Genomic DNA, 19,377 nt, shown 5'->3' with positions numbered 1-19,377 from the left:
ATGCAAAAAAAGCAAAGCCGGAACCATGGATTTATGGTTCCAGCTTTTTTAAAATTCTTAACGTTGTCTCGGCAGCCTGTTTTAATTCATTCAGGTCCTCCTTGGGAAGCCGTCCAAAAGACAGTTTCAGGTGGTTGATGAAGCTTTGTTTTGCCTCCTGTATCATGCACATGCCTTTATCGGAAAGCCGGATGTAGACATATCTCCGGTTTTCTTCTTCTATATAGCGTTCCACGAAACCTTCTTTTACAAGGGGAGCCACTGCCCGGGTGGTCTGCTCCTTGGAAGATGCAATATACTTCGAAAGTTTTGACATGGTAAGGCCCGGTTTGACTTCCAGTGCAAACAGAATAGACAGCTGGCTTTTTGTCAGATTTAATTCCTTCATGTCCATAGAACTGAATATGAGTTCGCGGCACAGCGGGAAAATTTCGAACAGGGATACGGCAATTCCCTTCGATTCTGCCTCGTTCATTGGTTTATCCTCTCCTTTTTCAGTGGGTTTTTCTCCAGCAGACATTTCGTCCATTTTGATCCCAACATCATTTCTATACCTATAGTATAGACAGTTCATTAACAAGTGTCAATGGTTGACAAATATCAATTATTGATGTATGATAAAAGAAAATACCAGGAAATGTAAAGGAGGTACCCAGAGTGAGTTATAAGAAGACAAGCAGCGTTATCAAAGACTATACGAAGACTTATTCCAGACTGTGCACAGAGAGCTGTACTGTTCCCAAAGAGCTGTATACTAAATACGGAGTAAAAAGGGGACTGCGGGATGAGAACGGCACGGGAGTGCTTGCAGGGCTTACGAATATTTCATCAATCCAGGCATATGAAGAGATTGACGGACAGAAAGTACCGTGTGACGGCAGACTGTTATACCGCGGCTACGACATCACTGACCTGACGAGGAACTTTGTGCAGAAACGCCGGTTTGGATTTGAGGAAACGGCATATCTTCTCCTGTTTGGGGAACTTCCCAATGAAAGCCAGCTGGAAGAGTTTAAGAACATACTGTCTTTGTGCAGGACTCTGCCGAGGAATTTTACCCGGGATGTCATTATGAAAGCAGCCAACGGAGACATTATGAATTCTCTGACAAAGAGCGTGCTGAACCTGGCCTCTTATGATCCAAAGGCATCTGATATCTCTATGCCCAACGTGCTGCGCCAGAGCCTGATGCTGATCAGTGTATTTCCGATGCTTGCAGTATACGGTTACCATGCCTATAACCATTATATAAAGCAGGAGAGCTTTTATATCCACCGCCCGGATGAAAAGCTTTCTGCTGCGGAAAACATTCTGAGGATGCTCCGTCCGGACATGAAGTATACAGAATTGGAAGCTAAGGTGCTCGATATCGCACTTGTACTTCATATGGAGCACGGAGGAGGAAACAACTCTGCATTTACAACCCATGTGGTCACATCTGCAGGATCTGATACATATTCGGTTATTGCAGCAGCCTTATCTTCACTGAAGGGGCCGAAGCACGGGGGAGCCAACATTAAGGTAGTCCAGATGATGCAGGACCTGAGGAAGAATGTAGAAGATGTCAAGGACGAAGACGAGGTAAAAGCATATCTGCTGAAACTGCTGAACAGGGAGGCTTTTGATAAAAAAGGGCTGATCTACGGTATGGGACATGCGGTGTATTCAATCTCTGATCCCAGAGCGCTGATCTTTAAGAGCTTTGTTGAAAAGCTTGCAAAGGAAAAGGGCCGGGACGATGATTTTGCCCTTTACTCAGCAGTGGAAAAGCTGGCTACAGAGGCGATAGCAGAGGAACGAAAGATCTACAAAGGGGTCAGCGCCAACGTAGATTTCTACAGTGGTTTTGTTTACAGCATGCTAGATATACCGCTGGAGCTGTTTACGCCGATCTTTGCCATGGCAAGGATCGTGGGATGGAGTGCCCACAGGCTGGAGGAGCTTACCAATGTGGATAAGATCATCCGGCCTGCGTATAAAAGTGTAGCAAAAGAAAAGGTTTATGTCCCTTTGGAAGACCGGTGAGTCTTACCGGGAGGCCGGTGCTGCATCGGCTTCCGGGTGAACATCTGAGGACAGTTCCAGATTTCTCATAACCATAAACTCGTGCCGGCCGAGGAAAAATGCGGTGACAGCGGCAATTCCGTCAGCCACCGGGCCGGCGTACATAACACCGTCAATTCCCAGGAAGACAGGGAGTATTAAGATTAACGGAAGCAAAAACAGGATCTGCCTGGTAAGGGATAAGAAAATTCCTTTCCAGGCTTTTCCTATGGAACTGAAAAAGTTGGACACGACAGGCTGCAGTCCGTTGATGAATACCATAAAAAGGTAGATCCGGAAGTAACGTTCTGCAAAATGGAAGTATGCAGGGCTTCCCTCACCAAAGATACTGACGATCTGCCTTGGCAGCAGCTGGAAACAGACAAATGCGGCGGAGAAGATGACTGTTACAATGATGATCTCTTTTTTCAGGGTATCCCGGACCCGGGCATACAGTTTGGCTCCGTAGTTAAAGCCAAGGATCGGCTGGCATCCCTGGGCGATCCCGATGGCAAAAGCCATGACAAAAGCATTGACTTTGATGATAACTCCGGCACAGGCCAGGGGAATATCACTGCCATAGGAAGACAGGGCACCGTAATAAGCAAGGGTGTTATTCAGGGCAATCTGTACAGCCATCATAGCGATCTGGTTAAAGAAGCTTGCTATGCCGATGGAAACAATGGATTTTACATTGTCTGCTTTGATTTTCAGACAGCTCCGGGTAAGCTTCATTGTGCGGAATCTGGTCAGGTAAACGGCAGCCATTACGCAGGAGATAATCTGCCCTATGACTGTGGCTGCAGCACCGCCTGCGATGCCCCAGCCAAACCCAAAGATAAACAGAGGGTCCAGACAGGTGTTGATGACGGCGCCCGCGACCATGCAAAGCATAGAATATCTGGGACTGCCGTCAGATCTGATCAGGTTGCAGAAACCGTTGGTGGCGATCAGAAACGGAAAGCCCAGAGCGGTGATTCTGGTGTAGGTAAGGGCATAGGGAAGCACCTGTTTTGTAGAACCGAAACCGATCAGAACCGGCTTTAAAAACAGAAGGGAAAGCACACTTAATATAACGCCGGACAGAATGAGCAGGGAGATGGTAGTCCCGGCAAAACTTTTTGCTTTTTCATTTTCGCCCCTTCCCAGATTTAAGTTGAAATTTGAGGCACCGCCCACACCGATGAGCAGGGCGAGGGCGATACATATATTGACAAAGGGAAAGGCAACATTGGTGGCTGCATTGCCAAGCATACCTACACCCTGGCCGATAAAGATCTGATCTACGATATTATACAGGGAGCTTACCAGCATGGCGATGATGCTCGGTACTGAATATTTGGCGATGAGGCGTCCGGTGCTTTCGAAGGCAAGCGGATTGTTTTGTACTGACTGAGGCTGTTCCATAATTTCTATCTCTCTTTCTTATCTGTGATACACAAAATCTAACATATGATTTCCGGCCCGGGCCAGAAATTCAATAAATTGGCTTTTTTCTTCTTCTGTAAATTCCTCCAGTATCTTGGAGTTCCAATGTTTCAAAGTATCTATGATGAACGGATAGGCATCCTTTGCCCGCTGGGTTGGATAAATATTATAGCAGCGGCGGTTATCCTTGTTCTGTACCCGGACGATATAATTCTCTTTTTCCAGATGGGTGAGGGCCCTTGTCACATTGCTGGCATTGACATTAAAGGCAGAGAGGAGGTCTTCCTGGGCAATGCCCGGATTCTCACAAATTTTCATTATATAAATATGCTGGCTGCCGTTGAAGCCATAATCCCGGAATTCTTTGTCCAGCTGCATCTTGGTGAAACGGGAGATGGTTGATATCCATTTTAAAAAACCTTTCATTTATACCGACTCCTTTTTGAACTGTTGCGTGCGCAATAAATGATGCTTTTATGATAACGCCGGAAAAAAATATTGTCAAGAAGCTGGGGTTTTCAGTTGATGTAGTGTATGATAAATAAAAAAGAACTGTGAGAAGGAACACACAGGAGCACCCGCAGGAAATTTTCCGAAAAGCGGATGAAATGATGTATCAGGCGAAGGATTTGGGGAAAAATCAATGTAAGATGAAGTAAGAGAAAGAAGGATTTTGAATGGAAAAGTTTATATGTATCCCAGATTCTTTTCATGGGACGGCAAGTTCCATGGAAGTATGCCGGATCATGAGCCGGAAGATTTCAGAGATTTATCCGGACAGTGAGGTGATTGCCATTCCTGCTGCAGACGGCGGAGAGGGAAGTGTCAGCGTGTTTCTGAAGGTGTTCGGAGGAGAGTGGGTGGAGACAGAGGTGAAAGATCCCCATTTTCACGATATTAAGGCATCCTATGGATTGGTTGACAGCGGAAGGGTGGCAGTGATCGAGATGGCATCCTGTGCGGGAAGCCCTCTGGCAGGCAAAACGAAAAACCCGGAACTTACGACCACATACGGAGTAGGCCAGCTGATTCTGGATGCCGCCCAGAGGGGAGCCGAAATCATCGTGGTGGGATTGGGTGACTCCTGTACCAATGACGGAGGATGCGGAATGGCGTCTGCGCTGGGGATCCAGTTTTTTAACAGAGACCAGAAGACCTTTATCCCAAACGGGGGGACCCTTACAGATATTCACTACATTGACAAGTCAGGGCTGGCCAAGGAGCTTTCAGGGGTGGAGATCATAACGATGTGTGATATCGACAGCCCCATGTATGGGCTCAGAGGAGCGGCCTATGTATGTGCGCCTCATAAAGGAGCGGACCCGGAACAGGTGGAGCATTTAGACCAGGGGCTGATTCATCTGTGTACAAGAATCAAAGAAGATATGAATCTGGATGTATCAAATATCCCGGGTGCGGGGGCAGCCGGAGGAATGGGAGCCGGAATGGCGGCGTTTCTTGGCTCAAAACTCCAGATGGGCATAGAAGTAGTGCTGGACATGGTGCATTTCAATGAGATAGCCCGGGATGCAAAGCTTATTTTCACCGGTGAAGGCCGGCTGGACGAAGAGAGTCTCTGCGGAAAGGTTGTGGATGGAGTGGCCAGGAGAGCCAAAGTCCTGGGGATACCGTCGGTGGCCGTGGTCGGAGGAGTCGGAGAAGGAATGGACGGAATTTATGACAAAGGGCTTACAGGAGTTTTTCCCATTAACCAAAGGCCTGAGGACTTTTCAGAAAGCCGTTATTATACAGATGAAAATATTGCGTTTGCGGTGGAGAATATTCTGCGCCTTGTCAGGGCTTTTGAAATTTAGGAGGAGTTATGTTTGTCCAATTAAACAATGTTAAGATGTATTATAAAAGGTACGGCAGCGGAAGACCGCTGATTCTTCTGCACGGAAATGGAGAAGATCATACAATTTTCCATGAGATCATAAAACCGCTGTCCAGGAATTTTACCATTTACCTGCCGGATTCAAGAGGCCATGGCCGCAGTTCCGGCACAGATGAGCTTCATTATATGGATATGGCTTCTGATATGGCCCAGTTTATAGGGAAGCTTAAGATCGAAAGCCCGGCCTTTTACGGGTTCAGCGACGGCGGCATCGTGGGCCTTTTGCTGGCCTCCAAAAGGCCGGGACTTATATCCCATCTGATCGTCAGCGGAGCGAACATCAATCCTTATGGTCTGAAACCGGAGCTGAGGATACCGCTTAAGCTTTCTTATCTTTGGAACAAAGATCCCAAAGTGAAGCTGATGCTCACAGAACCCCACATTACAAAAAGCCAGCTTAAAAGCATCCGGGCAAAAACCCTTGTCCTTGCCGGGAGCAGGGATTTGGTCAAAGAAAGCCAGACGAAAGAGATTGCAAGACAGATACCCCGGGCAAGGCTTCGGATCTTAAAAGGCGAGAGCCATGAAAGCTATGTGGTGCATAATCTGGCCCTGGCGGCCATTATAGAACACGAGCTGCTCCGATGAAGCATCTTGGACAGGGGGTATTGCAAAGAATTGCCGATGAGCATATACTAAAGAAACAAAAATAGATATATGAAATTGTAATCCAGAGAAAAGAGGTATGAGATGGAAGAATTAAAGACGTTAAAGATCGGCCTTTTGGGATCCGGTACGGTGGGGACCGGGGTGTATAAGCTGGTTGAGAGCCAGAGGGAAGAGATGCCTCATAAAATAGGAGCAAATCTTTCTGTGGCAAAGATTCTTGTGCGGGATAAAACCAGGAAGCGTGAGGGGATAGACCAGAGCCTTCTTACAGACCGTTTTGAAGATATTATTGAGGATGATGACATACAGATAGTTGTAGAAGTGATGGGAGGCATCGAGCCTGCAAGGACATACATAAATGCAGCCCTCAAAGCAGGGAAGCATGTGGTCACTGCCAATAAGGATCTGATTGCAGAACACGGAAAGGAACTTTTGGATGCGGCATCTGAAAACGGATGCGATCTTTTATTTGAAGCGGCGGTTGCCGGCGGAATCCCGATCTTACGGCCGTTAAAGCAGTGTCTTGCGGGGAACCACCTGTCTGAGGTCATGGGAATCGTCAACGGAACAACAAACTTTATTCTGTCCAAGATGACAGAGGAAGGGATGGAATTTTCGGATGCCCTGATGCTTGCCACAGAATTGGGTTATGCGGAGGCAGATCCCACAGCAGATATTGAAGGATATGATGCGGGACGAAAAGTCGCCATTATGGCCTCTATTGCATTTAATTCCCGGGTCACATTTTCTGATGTATATACAGAAGGGATCACAAAAATTACATCCAGAGATATCGCCTATGCCAAAGAGATGGGATGTACGATCAAGCTTTTGGGAGTGGCAAAGAACATGCCGGAAGGCATTGAGGTGCGTGTCCATCCGATGCTGATTCCAAGCAGCCATCCGCTGGCAAAGGTGGATGATTCCTTTAATGCGGTGTTTGTCCACGGAGATGCTGTGGATGATGCAATGTTTTATGGAAGGGGAGCAGGAGAACTTCCGACTGCGAGTGCAATCATGGGAGATGTGATTGACGTGGCGAGAAACATCCAGTTTAACTGCAACGGCAGGATCAGCTGCACCTGCTACAAGGATCTTCCGATTAAAAAAATCAACGAGATTGAGAGCAAGTATTTCCTGAGGCTTATGGTTGAGGATAAGGCTGGGGTGCTTGCACGGATCGCAGACACACTTGGAAATTACAATGTCAGCATTTCTCAGGTGATTCAGAAAGACAGCAGGGAAGGCACAGCGGAGCTGGTTGTCATTACTGCAAAAGTAAAGGAGCAGAATTTCTCTGACGCACTGGCAACGATTGCGGAGATGAAAACAACAAAGAAAGTCTCCAGTGTGATCCGGGTGTATTAATCACCGGCTGCGGCTGCTTTTGCTTCTTCGGCTTCTGCCCTGGAGTAGAGAAGTACGCCGCCTATCGTGATAAGTCCTCCCAGTACCTGAAGGACTGCGGGAAGCTCCTGGAACAAAAAGACTGCGAATACGGATGCAACAACAGGTTCACACAGCTTGGAGGCCGATACAAAGGCCGGTGAGAAGAATTTCAGACACCAGCTGAAGATGCTGTGTCCGAGCAGAGTGGAAAAAATACTTAACAAGAGCCCGACGACTGCCGGGCTTTTTCCATGCCCAAAAAGAGAATTCCCCTGGACCAGCAGGATCAGCAGCAGTGATACAGAGCAGAACCCATATACGATATAGGTATAGCTGACGGTGGACATTTCTGTCCGGGCGATCCTTCCGATCAAGGTATAGACTGCCACGAAGACGGCAGCGGCCAGAGCCAGCATATCCCCGTACAGACTGCCATGGGACCCGGAAGAATCTGAAAAAGCGATCAGAAGGCTGCCCGCTAATGTGACTGCGATGCTCAGGACTGCTGTGCGGGAGAGGGATCCTTTCATAAAGATGGTAAATCCCAGAGCAACCCAGATAACTTCCGTACACACAATGGCTGTGGAGCTCGCCACAGTTGTATGGGAGAGGGATTCAAACCAAAAGGTAAAATGCAGTGCCAGGAAAATCCCGCTGACTGCGCAGAGAAACACAGTCTTTTTTCCTGTCTGCCTGAGTTCTGTTCTGAAGGTCCTTTTTCCAAAAACCACAGGGGTCATCAAAAGAACCGTCCACAGCAGGCGGTAAGCAGCAGTGACGGATGAAGGGGCAGAAGAATACTTAACAAAAATGGCGGAAAGTGAAATTCCAATAATCCCGATGACGATCATAGACATCGGATGCTTTTCTAAAAATCTCATGACAACTCTCTTTTCTATCAGAATAATAAAAACAGTATAGCGTAAAAATGATCTTTATACAATTTTAATGTCTTCCCTGTCTACCTTAACACTAATTTTATTTCCTCTGTGATAAGCTGTTAAATCATAAAGGAGGATAAGAACAATGAACACAGTGATTTGTCTGATCGGTGCCGCAGCATTGGCACTGCTTGTCTATTTAGTCATAGTCTTACTGAAAGGAGAGAATATGTGATGGGAACTATATTACAGTATGTACTTTATCTTGCCGTCCTGGTGGCTCTGGCCATTCCGCTTGGAAAATATATCGGCAGGATCATGGACGGAGATAAAGTATTTTTATCTAGGATCCTTCGGCCTGTGGAGCATGGCATTTATAAGATCATGCACGTAAAAGAAGATGAAGAGATGGGATGGAAACGGTATGCGGGAAGCGTATTCATGTTCAGTATCACTTCACTGGCTGTGCTGATGCTGATTCATATGTTTCAGGGATTTCTTCCATGGAATGCCCAGGGACAGAAAGGGATCTCATGGGATCTGGCATTCAACAATGCAGTCAGTTTCGTAACAAACACCAACTGGCAGGCATACAGCGGGGAATCCGCACTGAGCTATTTTACTCAGGCAATGGGGCTTACCGTACAGAACTTTTTATCTGCCGCAGTAGGAATCGCAGTGCTGTTCGCGCTGATCCGGGGATTCATCAAAGTAAAATCCAAAGGGCTGGGAAGCTTTTGGGTAGACCTTACAAGAATTACTCTCTACATACTCATTCCTCTGTGCATCGTATCTTCACTGGTACTTGTCTCACAGGGTGTTGTACAGAATTTCAGCGCATATGAGACAGTGGATCTGGTGGAACCGATCACTCTGGATGACGGCACGGAGGTAACGCAGCAGATCGTGCCTCAGGGCCCGGCGGCCAGCCAGATTGCCATCAAACAGGCAGGAACCAACGGAGGAGGATTCTTTGGAGTCAACTCTGCACATCCGCTGGAAAATCCCACAGCCCTGTCTAATATGGTCGAGATGCTTTCCATCCTGCTGATACCGGTATCGCTCTGCTTTACTTTTGGAAGACAGGTTAAAAATAAGAAACAGGGATTTGCTATATTTATGGCTATGTTCCTGATGCTTGCCGTATCGCTTGGTGTGATCGGATACAATGAGCAGAAGGCAACTCCGCAGCTTGCAAATGAACAGACAGTGGATATCAGTACCCACGACCAGCCGGGCGGAAATATGGAGGGAAAAGAGTCGAGATTCGGTATCGCCTCGTCGGCCACATGGGCTGCATTTACAACGGCGGCTTCCAATGGTTCTGTAAACTCCATGCATGACAGTTATACGCCGATCGGCGGTATGGTGCCGATGCTTTTGATGCAGCTTGGTGAGGTCGTCTTCGGAGGTACCGGATGCGGATTATACGGAATGCTGGGATTTGCGATCCTGACTGTGTTTATCGCAGGGCTTATGGTCGGGCGGACGCCGGAATTCTTAGGAAAGAAGATCGAACCGTATGAGATGAAGATGGCAGTTTTAGTCTGCCTTGCTACACCGGTCGCAATCCTCGTGGGAAGCGGTATTGCTACACTTCTGCCACAGGTGGCAGACAGCCTGAATAATCCGGGGGCACATGGATTGTCGGAAGTACTGTATGCATATTCATCTGCCGGAGGAAACAACGGTTCCGCATTTGCCGGATTCGGGGCAGATACTGTATTTTTAAATGTAAGTCTGGGACTGGTGATGCTCTTTGTAAGGTTCCTTCCGGTCTTTGCAGTCCTTGCCATTGCGGGAAGCCTTGTAAAAAAGAAGAAAGTTGCAGAGACAGCCGGAACACTTTCCACGACAAATGCAATGTTTGTATTTTTACTGATCCTGATTGTATTGATCGTCGGAGCCCTGAGCTTCTTCCCGGCACTTTCATTAGGACCGATTGCAGAATTTCTCCAGATGTAGAATTTAGGATAGGTGGTTAATATTATGGAAAAAAAGAAAAGTGCTTTGACAGATAAGGATATGCTGTTGAGAGCCATTAAAGATTCATTTGTAAAACTTGCCCCGAAGACGCAGGTAAAGAATCCGGTTATGATGCTGGTATATGTATCCGCAGTCATGACGACCATTCTTTTCTTTATCTCGCTTATGGGCATTCAGGATGCCCCTTCCGGGTTCACCCTGGCGATCGCAGTTATTCTCTGGTTTACAGTGATCTTTGCAAACTTTGCAGAAGCCATTGCAGAGGGAAGGGGAAAGGCGCAGGCAGATGCCTTGCGCGCATCCAGGAAGGATGTATCAGCCAATAGAATCCCATCTGCCGAAAAGAAGGATCAGGTGACAGCAGTCCCTTCCAGCCAGTTAAATAAAGGCGATATTGTGATCATAAAAGCAGGGGAGCAGATCCCTGCCGACGGAGATGTCATCGACGGCGCAGCGTCAGTGGATGAAAGTGCCATCACCGGTGAGTCCGCCCCGGTCATCCGCGAGAGCGGAGGTGACCGGAGCGCAGTAACCGGAGGAACAACTGTTATTTCCGACTGGATCGTGGTAAAAGTAACAAGCGAACCGGGCAAGAGTTTTATGGATAAGATGATTGCCATGGTGGAGGGAGCTTCCAGAAAGAAAACTCCCAATGAGATTGCGCTTCAGATCTTTCTCGTAGCATTGTCGATTATCTTCATCTTAGTGACCGTATCCCTGTACTCCTACTCTGTATTCTCAGCGAAGCAGGCAGGGGCTGACAATCCGACATCCGTAACTTCATTGGTGGCACTGCTGGTCTGTCTGGCACCCACAACCATCGGGGCTCTGCTTTCAGCTATCGGTATTGCGGGAATGAGCCGTTTAAATCAGGCAAATGTCCTTGCAATGAGCGGGCGTGCCATTGAGGCTGCCGGAGATGTAGACACATTGATGCTTGACAAGACCGGAACCATCACACTCGGAAACCGTCAGGCCAGTGAATTTATACCGGTAGACAGAAACAGCATAGAAGAGCTTGCAGATGCTGCCCAGCTGGCTTCTCTGCCGGATGAAACACCGGAAGGACGGAGTATCGTGGTTCTGGCAAAAGAACAGTTTGGATTAAGGGGAAGAAATTTAAACGAATTACATATGCAGTTTGTTCCTTTTTCTGCCAAGACCAGAATGAGCGGAGTGGATTATGACGGCGTCAAAATCCGCAAGGGTGCGGCCGATGCCATTAAGGATTATGTGACAAAAGCAGGAGGAGTGTTCAGCTCCCAGTGCCAGGAAGTAGTGGACGGCATAGCAAAAAAGGGCGGAACGCCGCTGGTCGTATCAAAAAATGAACAGGTGCTTGGAGTTATCTATTTGAAAGATATTATCAAACAAGGTGTAAAAGAAAAATTTGCTGATCTGAGAAAAATGGGAATCAAGACAGTGATGATTACCGGTGACAATCCCCTGACGGCGGCAGCCATTGCGGCAGAGGCAGGAGTAGATGATTTTCTCGCTGAGGCAACGCCGGAAGGAAAGCTTGATATGATCCGGGAACTTCAGACCAAGGGCCACTTGGTTGCCATGACCGGTGACGGAACCAACGATGCGCCGGCTCTGGCACAGGCCGATGTGGCTGTGGCCATGAATACAGGCACCCAGGCGGCAAAAGAAGCAGGAAATATGGTAGATTTGGATTCTTCACCTACGAAACTGATTGATATCGTAAGGATCGGAAAACAGCTCCTTATGACAAGAGGAAGCCTTACCACCTTCAGTATTGCCAATGATGTGGCAAAATACTTTGCCATCATCCCGGCCATGTTTGTAGGATTATATCCAGGACTCCAGGCACTGAATCTGATGCGGCTTGACAGTCCGATGAGCGCCATACTTTCCGCCATCATTTACAATGCACTGATTATCATCGCACTGATCCCTCTGGCACTGAAAGGGGTCAAATACAGGGAAGTATCCGCAGGGACACTGCTTTCAAGGAACCTGCTGGTCTATGGCCTCGGAGGGATCATAGCACCGTTTATCTGCATCAAGATCATTGACGTTATCATCGTCGCACTTGGTCTGGTATAAGGAAAGAAAGGATGTTTACAGTTATGAATAAAATAATAAAAGATTATCTGCCCAAAGCGGCGCTGATTTTATTAATCTTTTCCATCATATGCGGGCTGTTTTATACACTGGCCATCACCGGGATATCTCAGCTGGTCTTCCCGGATAAAGCAAACGGAAGCATTGTGGAAGTGAACGGAAAAAAATATGGATCGGAACTTTTGGCACAGCAGTTCAACGATGAAAAGCACATGTGGGGAAGGATCATGAATGTGGATACAGAGACATTCACAGACAAGGACGGCAAACCGGTTATGTATGCAGGGCCGTCAAACCTGACCCCGGCAGGAGAAGTAAAAGACAAGGATGCAGGAGAAATCAAAGAGGAGGAAAAACAAATCAAAGAGCTGGTGGCCGATCGGGTTGCTATGATCAGGAAAGCCAATCCGGATCAGGCAGACAAGAAGGTGCCGGTTGACCTGGTAACCTGTTCGGGAAGCGGATTGGATCCTGGAATTTCGGTTGCTGCAGCCAAATATCAGATTCCCCGTCTTGTGAGAACCACAGGGAAATCAAAGGAGGAGATACAAAAGATCATTGATAAGTATACCACTCACAAATTCCTGGGCATCTTTGGAGAAGAAAATGTCAATGTACTGAAGGTGAATCTGGCTCTGGAAGGAATTTTAAAATAATAGAGAATCTGTCTTTATTGGATAGAATAAAGCCTTACCATGGAGTATAATCCATGGTAAGGTTCTATGTGTTTAGGGAGGAAATAAAATGGAAGAAGAGATACGCCGGAATCCGGACCGGATTTTAAAGCAGATCCATCAGGAAGAAAAAGAGCAGACAAGAGAACGGGGAAAGCTTAAAATATTTTTCGGTTATGCGGCAGGGGTTGGAAAGACTTATTCCATGCTGAAATCTGCCCATGAAGCGCTGGCACAGGGAATGGATGCAGTGATCGGGTATATAGAACCTCATACCAGGCCGGAGACGATGGCACTTGTGGAAGGTCTCGAGACCATACCGGTCAGGGAAATTGAATATAACGGAATAAAGCTCAGGGAACTGGATCTGGACGGTGTTATAAAAAGACATCCTCAGCTTGTGCTGGTGGATGAGCTGGCTCATACCAACGGTGTGGGATGCCGGCATAAAAAGCGGTACCAGGATGTGGAGGAGATTTTAAAAGCAGGGATTGATGTGTACACGACAGTGAATGTCCAGCACATCGAGAGCCTGAACGATATCGTTGCATCTATCACAGGAGTTATTGTAAGAGAGCGGATTCCTGACAGCGTATTTGACAATGCGGATTCTGTAGAACTGGCAGATATTGAGCCGGAAGATCTCTTAAGGCGTCTGAAAGCAGGCAAGATTTACCGGGGAACTCAGGCCGGAAAGGCAATGCAGAATTTTTTTATTGAAAGCAATCTGGTTGCACTGAGAGAGATCGCACTGAGAAGGACTGCGGACCGGGTGAATCATATTTCTGAGCAGCAGAAAGAACAGGAGGGGAAAGAGGGGTATTATACCGATGAACATATTCTGATCTGCCTGTCTCCATCTCCTTCCAACCAGCGGGTGATCCGCACCGCCTCAAGGATGAGCAGGGCCTTTCACGGAAAATTTACGGCGGTTTTTGTAAAGACAGAAGCGCTTGACAGAATATCTCCGGAAGATGAACAGAGGCTTGTGGAGAATGTGCGTCTTGCAGAACAGCTGGGAGCCAAGATCACGACCATATTCGGGGAGGATATTCCTGAACAGATCGCAGGATACGCAAAGGTATCCGGAGTTTCCAAGATCGTGATCGGACGGTCCATGAACCGGAGTGTTTTTGCGGCAAGGCATAACTTTGCAGACAGGCTTTCCGGTCTGGCGCCGAACTTGGATATTTATATCATTCCGGACCAGCAGGCTGCCCCGGATTTTGGAAACAGGATGAAAGGGAAAAGGGAGAAGATCAAAGTGACCTCCCGGGATGTGCTGAGGACAGCAGGCATTTTCCTTACAGTGACAATTCTGGGCCTGTGGTTTCAGAGCATCGGGTTCAGCGAGTCAAACACGATCACTATTTATATTTTGGGGACTCTCATTACTGCCCTGGTGACAGAGTACAGATTTTACAGCCTTATATTTTCAGTGTGCAGCGTACTGTCTTTTAATTTCCTGTTTATTCAGCCGCTGTTTACATTGAATGCCTATGGCAGCGGGTATCCGGTTACATTTGCTATTATGCTTTTATCAGCTTTGATTACCGGCAATCTTATGACAAGGGTAAAACAGCAGGCCAGGGCTGCATCCATCCAGGCCTATCGGACGGGCATCCTGCTGGAGACAAACCGCAGGCTTCAGAATGCAGCTGACAGAGAGGAGATCATCGAGCTTTCCTCAAAGCAGATGGCAAGGCTTTTGGATCGTGCCGTTATTTTTTATGAGGCAGAGGATAACAGGCTCCTGGAACCAAGGACCTACGGAGAGGAAGCGGGGACTGATTTCAGCCAATATTTAAGCCATGAGGAGCGGGCTGTGGCGGAATGGGTTCGGAAAAACAACAAACATGCAGGGGCTACTACGGATACACTTCCCGGCTCAAAAGGCCTGTACCTGGCGGTGAGAAATGATGAGCATGTGCACGGTGTTATCGGGATCTGCCTGGAGAAGAATAAGCTTGAGACATTTGAAAAAGAACTGATGATTTCCATGCTGGATGAGATCGGGCTGGCACTGGAAAAAGATCAGATCGCAGCCAAACAAAAAGAGGCGGAGCTGAAGGCTCAGCGGGAGGAGTTCCGGGCCGATCTTCTCAGATCCATTTCTCATGATTTGAGGACGCCTCTCACAAGCATCTCAGGGAATGCAGGTGTTCTGAGGCAGAGCTCAGACCAGATATGTGAGGAAAAGAAGCAGGAGCTGTATACGGATATCTATGACGATGCCATGTGGCTGATTAATCTGGTGGAAAATCTGCTGTCTGTTACAAGGATTGAGAATGGGACCATGAAGATTGAAAAGGAGCCCGAAATCGTGGAGGAAGTGATTTTGGAAGCGATGAAACACATTGACAGGAGAAAAAGTGAGCACCACATTCAGATCCATATGGACGATGACATGCTGATGGCTGATATGGACGCCAAACTGATGATCCAGGTGATCATCAACCTGGTGGACAATGCCATCAAGTATACGGAAGAAGGGTCTCATATTGAGATTTCCGCCAGGAAGAAAGGCAATAAGGTGCTCATTGAGGTGGCGGATGACGGAGAAGGGATTTCTGATGAGGCGAAGGCCAGGTTATTTGACATGTTTTATACGGGAAGCAAGGCTGTGGCAGACAGCCGCCGCAGTATGGGCATGGGGCTTGCCCTCTGTAAATCCATTATCCGGGCACACGGAGGGACTATCACGGTGAGAGACAGGAAACCGAATGGAACCGTATTTTCATTTGAACTGCAGGCTGAGGAGGTAATTGTACATGGATAACCCATTGATTCTCGTTGTGGAGGACGACAAAGCAGTAAAAAATCTGATTACGACGACTCTGGACATTGAGGGATACCGCTATCACACGGCGGGCCGGGGCCAGGAAGCTCTGGTGGAGGCAGTGTCACAGAAGCCGGACATCCTGCTTTTAGATCTGGGGCTTCCGGATATGGACGGTATGGAGATCATCAAAAAGGTAAGGAGCTGGTCCAAAATGCCGATCATTGTCGTCAGTGCAAGAAGCGATGACGAGGATAAGATTGATGCCCTGAATGCCGGTGCCGATGATTATCTGACCAAACCTTTTAATGTGGAGGAACTGCTGGCAAGGCTCAGAGTCAGTCTGCGGAGACTCCGGGATTTTTCTGACAGCTCACAGGAGGCTGTGTTTATAAACGGCGGGCTAAAGATTGACTACAGTTCGGGATGTGTATCACTGGACGGACAAGAGCTTCATCTGACACCGATCGAATATAAGCTTCTATGCCTGCTGGCAAGAAATGTGGGAAAGGTTTTGACCCATAATTACATTTTGAACGAGGTGTGGAAGAGTGCACTGGACAGCGATGTGACGTCTCTGAGGGTTTATATGGCAACGCTGAGAAAGAAAATTGAGATGGATTCCTCTCATCCGAAATATATACAGACCCATGTGGGGATCGGATACCGGATGATGAAGATAGAATAAGGAGGCCGGAATATGAAAATGGGAAAAAGAAAAGAATGGGCAGTCTGGCCGTTTCTGGTCATGGCAGGTTTCCTTCTGGCGGCCTCCGCTGTGGGAATATGTTTCAGGGAGGTCCGTTTTCAGGAGTCTAATATTGTGATCGTCTATATGTTGTCTGTCCTCATGACATCCAGATTTACGAAAGGCTATGCATACGGGCTTACAGCTTCCGTTATCGCCACGTTCCTTTTCAACTGGCTGTTTACCAAACCTTACTATTCTTTTGCAGTCTACAATCCGGGCTATCTGATCACATTTGTCATCATGACCATAACAGCTATCTTTACCAGTGCCCTGACCACCAGAGTGAAGGAAGATGCGGTGAGGGCACAGGAGAAAGAGGCTGAGATCGAACAGGAGAGATACCGGGGCAACCTTCTGCGGGCCATCTCCCATGATCTGAGGACACCTCTGTCCGGCATTATGGGGACATCGGAAATGCTCATCGGCATGACAAACGAGGACGATCCCCGCCATGAGATGGCCGTTGGTATCCACAAAGACGCTGACTGGCTTCATTCTCTGGTGGAAAACATCTTAAGCCTCACAAGACTTCAGGATGGACGGCTCAATATAAAGAAAGAAACAGAAGCTTTGGAAGAGGTCATCGGCGGGGCTATTGCACTGATTGCAAAAAGGGCGCCGGAGCAGGAGATACAGGTGGAAATGCCGGAAGAGGTTTTGATGATCCCCATGGATGCCAAGCTTATGGAGCAGGTTTTTGTAAATTTGTTAGACAATGCCGTGAAGCATTCTGAACCGTCAGAACCTGTCACCATTTGTGTGGAGGCGCCAAAGCAGGAAGACAGCATCCGCATTACGGTGGCAGACCGGGGAGAAGGGATATCCGAGACGGACCTTCCGAATATTTTCCAGACATTTTACACCTCCAACACAAGAGATGCAGATTCCAAACAGGGGATTGGACTGGGGCTTGCTATTTGTGATACGATAATAAAAGCACACGGAGGGACTATAAAGGCGGGAAACCGCGCGGAGGGAAAAGGTGCGTTTTTTACCTTTACAATACCCAGAGACAAGGAGGAGTTAAGCAATGGAGCATTATCACGAACGGATTCTGATCGTGGAAGATGATCCCCAGATACGGAATTTTATCAGCTATGCTTTGAAGCAGGAGGGATTTGAATGTATCACCGCAAACTCAGGGGAAAGTGCACTGAACGCTCTCGTCTCAGAACCGGTGGATATGGTGCTTCTGGATCTGGGGCTTCCGAAAATGGACGGCATGGATGTGCTGAAGAATGTCAGGGACTGGTCGGAGATGCCGGTTATCATTGTATCGGCAAGAGATCAGGACAAAGAAAAAGCTGCAGCATTAGATGCAGGGGCAGACGATTACCTTACAAAACCATTTTCGGCAACGGAGCTGCTTGCCAGAATCCGGGTGGCATTCCGGCATTATTATAAAGGAGCAGCGGTAAAAGAGCAGACCTCTTTTGAGGTGGGAGGACTAAAGCTGGATATTCAGAAACGGGCTGTATTTCTGGACAGCAAAGCCCTCCACCTGACCCCCATGGAATATCAGCTTCTGACGCTTCTGTTTAAGAATATGGGCAGGGTTCTGACGACAAGTTATATCATCAAAGAAATCTGGGGCGAAGGCTACGGAAGGGACACTCAGGCACTGAGAGCACTGATGGCCGCGCTCAGGAGAAAAATAGAAAAGACACCGGCTAAGCCCCGGTACATCCTGACAGAGATCGGAGTGGGCTACCGTCTGGTGGATGAGTGATCATAAATGTTTTGGACAGCGGTACCGGACCAGGCCTTTGCTGTGGTCTCCGTATTCTATGGCCTCCGAAGGACAGCGGCAGATACACGCCATACAATGTGTACAGCGGTTCTGCCATACCGGCTTTCCTTCCTCTATTGTAATATTGTTCAGCGGACAGAGCTTTTCACACATGCCGCAGGATGTACATTTTTCTGTGACATAAAACTTTTTTGCGTGTATGAGAACAGGATAATAAATATCATTTACAATGCCGCTGTTTAATCTGTCTTTCAATGAGAGTCTGGGCTGAGCATAAGATTCCCTGTTTTTGATCAGCCGGATTGTATCTTCCAACACAGGTTCCGCTTTTTGAATGATTTCCAGTGCTTCATTCTGTGCGGGTGCTTCAAAAAGAGCAATATAATTCTCGGGCATGACAACAGGAATGCATCCCCTTAAGGTCAAGCCTTTCTTTGAGCATAACTTTCCGGCATATCTGCCTGCATTTCCGATGTTTCCGCCGCATGTCATCACAAAGTAAATATCCTTTGATCCCTTTAAGCTTGTCTTGGACAGCCATTCCTGTAAGATACGGGGAATCCTCCATCCGTAAGTGGGAGAGACAATAACCCAGGGCTTTTCTGAAGCCAGTCCGCTGAAATCATGACTGCGGATTTTCTGAAATAAATTTACAGTTTCATCATTCAGTGCTTTCCCGATTCTCTTTGCCGCGTATTCGCTGTTGCCTGTACCTGAAAAATATAAGATCATAATGGTTCTCCTGTTATTTTTTTTGATGTGCCGCTGCTGCATTCGATGCTCTCACAGATGAGATTGATCAGCCCGGCAACTTTTCCCCAGCGGGTTTCGTCTAAACTAATATAATAAAAGTTTTTTGTCCCCTCTTTTCTCACTGCAACTATGTTGGCTTCTTTCAATATTTTCAGATGATGAGAAACAGAAGGTCTGGTCAGATGTGTTTTCCGGGCAATCTCCCCGACCCGGATGCCGGACAGGTCACTTTCTAAAAGCACCAGCAGGATCAGCTGTCTTGTCTCATCACCGATGGCTGTGAACGCATCTTTGCATTCTGTAAAACCCTGTACAATTTGATTTAATCTCTTTTCACAATCTTTTTCCATGA

At 47.5% G+C, this 19,377-nt stretch carries 17 protein-coding genes; 11 read left to right on the top strand and 6 right to left on the bottom strand.

The annotated features are described in order from the left end of the window. Positions 1 to 31: 31 nt before the first annotated feature. Positions 32 to 475 (bottom strand): MarR family winged helix-turn-helix transcriptional regulator, encoded by a 444-nt coding sequence (locus KH180_RS04935; RefSeq protein ID WP_290757192.1) that lies wholly within the window; start codon positions 473 to 475, stop codon positions 32 to 34. Between the two features lie 239 nt (positions 476 to 714). On the opposite strand from KH180_RS04935, the gene KH180_RS04930 reads away from it, so the two are divergent. After that, the gene (locus tag KH180_RS04930) at positions 715 to 2,025 is read left to right on the top strand and encodes a citrate/2-methylcitrate synthase (protein ID WP_442859903.1); all 1,311 of its coding nucleotides are present in this window, start codon (positions 715 to 717) and stop codon (positions 2,023 to 2,025) included. Positions 2,026 to 2,028: 3 nt separating this feature from the next. Here KH180_RS04930 and KH180_RS04925 read toward each other — a convergent pair whose 3' ends face one another. Both KH180_RS04925 and KH180_RS04920 read right to left on the bottom strand, forming a co-directional pair. Further along, positions 2,029 to 3,450, bottom strand: a complete 1,422-nt coding sequence (locus tag KH180_RS04925; protein ID WP_290757186.1) for an MATE family efflux transporter — start codon at positions 3,448 to 3,450, stop codon at positions 2,029 to 2,031. 18 nt (positions 3,451 to 3,468) lie between these two features. Further along, entirely contained in the window at positions 3,469 to 3,897 is a 429-nt protein-coding gene (locus KH180_RS04920; protein ID WP_290757183.1) for a MarR family winged helix-turn-helix transcriptional regulator, read from the bottom strand. A gap of 251 nt (positions 3,898 to 4,148) precedes the next feature. Here KH180_RS04920 and KH180_RS04915 point away from each other — a divergent pair, with 251 nt between their 5' ends. The 3 genes from KH180_RS04915 to KH180_RS04905 all read left to right on the top strand — a co-directional run bounded on the left by KH180_RS04915 (position 4,149) and on the right by KH180_RS04905 (position 7,342). Further along, entirely contained in the window at positions 4,149 to 5,285 is a 1,137-nt protein-coding gene (locus KH180_RS04915) for a glycerate kinase family protein (RefSeq protein ID WP_290757180.1), read from the top strand. A gap of 8 nt (positions 5,286 to 5,293) precedes the next feature. After that, positions 5,294 to 5,953: an alpha/beta fold hydrolase gene (locus tag KH180_RS04910; protein WP_290757177.1), complete on the top strand. Its 660-nt coding sequence runs from the start codon at positions 5,294 to 5,296 to the stop codon at positions 5,951 to 5,953. 102 nt (positions 5,954 to 6,055) lie between these two features. Next, complete coding sequence (locus KH180_RS04905; protein WP_290757174.1) at positions 6,056 to 7,342, top strand: homoserine dehydrogenase; 1,287 nt, start codon at positions 6,056 to 6,058, stop codon at positions 7,340 to 7,342. Here KH180_RS04905 and KH180_RS04900 read toward each other — a convergent pair. After that, a complete protein-coding gene (locus tag KH180_RS04900) occupies positions 7,339 to 8,244 on the bottom strand; it encodes a DMT family transporter (RefSeq protein WP_290757172.1) in 906 nt (301 codons plus the stop codon). The two genes, KH180_RS04905 and KH180_RS04900, sit on opposite strands and share 4 nt — an antisense overlap. A 234-nt stretch (positions 8,245 to 8,478) precedes the next feature. Here KH180_RS04900 and kdpA point away from each other — a divergent pair, with 234 nt between their 5' ends. From kdpA to KH180_RS04865, 7 genes are all read left to right on the top strand, one after another. Further along, positions 8,479 to 10,209: a potassium-transporting ATPase subunit KdpA gene (kdpA, locus tag KH180_RS04895; protein ID WP_330624409.1), complete on the top strand. Its 1,731-nt coding sequence runs from the start codon at positions 8,479 to 8,481 to the stop codon at positions 10,207 to 10,209. A gap of 24 nt (positions 10,210 to 10,233) precedes the next feature. Beyond that, entirely contained in the window at positions 10,234 to 12,300 is a 2,067-nt protein-coding gene (kdpB, locus tag KH180_RS04890; protein WP_290757166.1) for a potassium-transporting ATPase subunit KdpB, read from the top strand. A 23-nt stretch (positions 12,301 to 12,323) separates the two neighbouring features. Continuing rightward, positions 12,324 to 12,974, top strand: a complete 651-nt coding sequence (gene kdpC, locus KH180_RS04885; RefSeq protein ID WP_290757163.1) for a K(+)-transporting ATPase subunit C — start codon at positions 12,324 to 12,326, stop codon at positions 12,972 to 12,974. A gap of 88 nt (positions 12,975 to 13,062) precedes the next feature. Further along, complete coding sequence (locus KH180_RS04880) at positions 13,063 to 15,771, top strand: sensor histidine kinase (protein WP_290757161.1); 2,709 nt, start codon at positions 13,063 to 13,065, stop codon at positions 15,769 to 15,771. Further along, positions 15,764 to 16,459: a response regulator gene (locus KH180_RS04875; protein WP_290757159.1), complete on the top strand. Its 696-nt coding sequence runs from the start codon at positions 15,764 to 15,766 to the stop codon at positions 16,457 to 16,459. Before KH180_RS04880 ends, KH180_RS04875 begins: the two co-directional genes overlap by 8 nt. A gap of 12 nt (positions 16,460 to 16,471) precedes the next feature. Next, positions 16,472 to 17,593: a sensor histidine kinase gene (locus KH180_RS04870; protein ID WP_290757156.1), complete on the top strand. Its 1,122-nt coding sequence runs from the start codon at positions 16,472 to 16,474 to the stop codon at positions 17,591 to 17,593. After that, a complete protein-coding gene (locus tag KH180_RS04865; protein WP_290757154.1) occupies positions 17,553 to 18,251 on the top strand; it encodes a response regulator transcription factor in 699 nt (232 codons plus the stop codon). Before KH180_RS04870 ends, KH180_RS04865 begins: the two co-directional genes overlap by 41 nt. Here the strand turns inward: KH180_RS04865 and KH180_RS04860 are convergent, their stop codons facing one another. Continuing rightward, complete coding sequence (locus tag KH180_RS04860; RefSeq protein WP_290757151.1) at positions 18,252 to 19,004, bottom strand: EFR1 family ferrodoxin; 753 nt, start codon at positions 19,002 to 19,004, stop codon at positions 18,252 to 18,254. After that, the gene (locus tag KH180_RS04855; protein WP_290757148.1) at positions 19,001 to 19,375 is read right to left on the bottom strand and encodes an ArsR/SmtB family transcription factor; all 375 of its coding nucleotides are present in this window, start codon (positions 19,373 to 19,375) and stop codon (positions 19,001 to 19,003) included. Before KH180_RS04855 ends, KH180_RS04860 begins: the two co-directional genes overlap by 4 nt. Between the last annotated feature and the right edge of the window lie 2 nt (positions 19,376 to 19,377).

The sequence above is a fragment of the Anaerostipes sp. genome (assembly GCF_018381315.1).
Classification (GTDB): domain Bacteria; phylum Bacillota; class Clostridia; order Lachnospirales; family Lachnospiraceae; genus Anaerostipes.
Note: the sequence above shows the minus strand (reverse complement) of the source record. Positions and strands in the feature narration are given on the sequence as shown.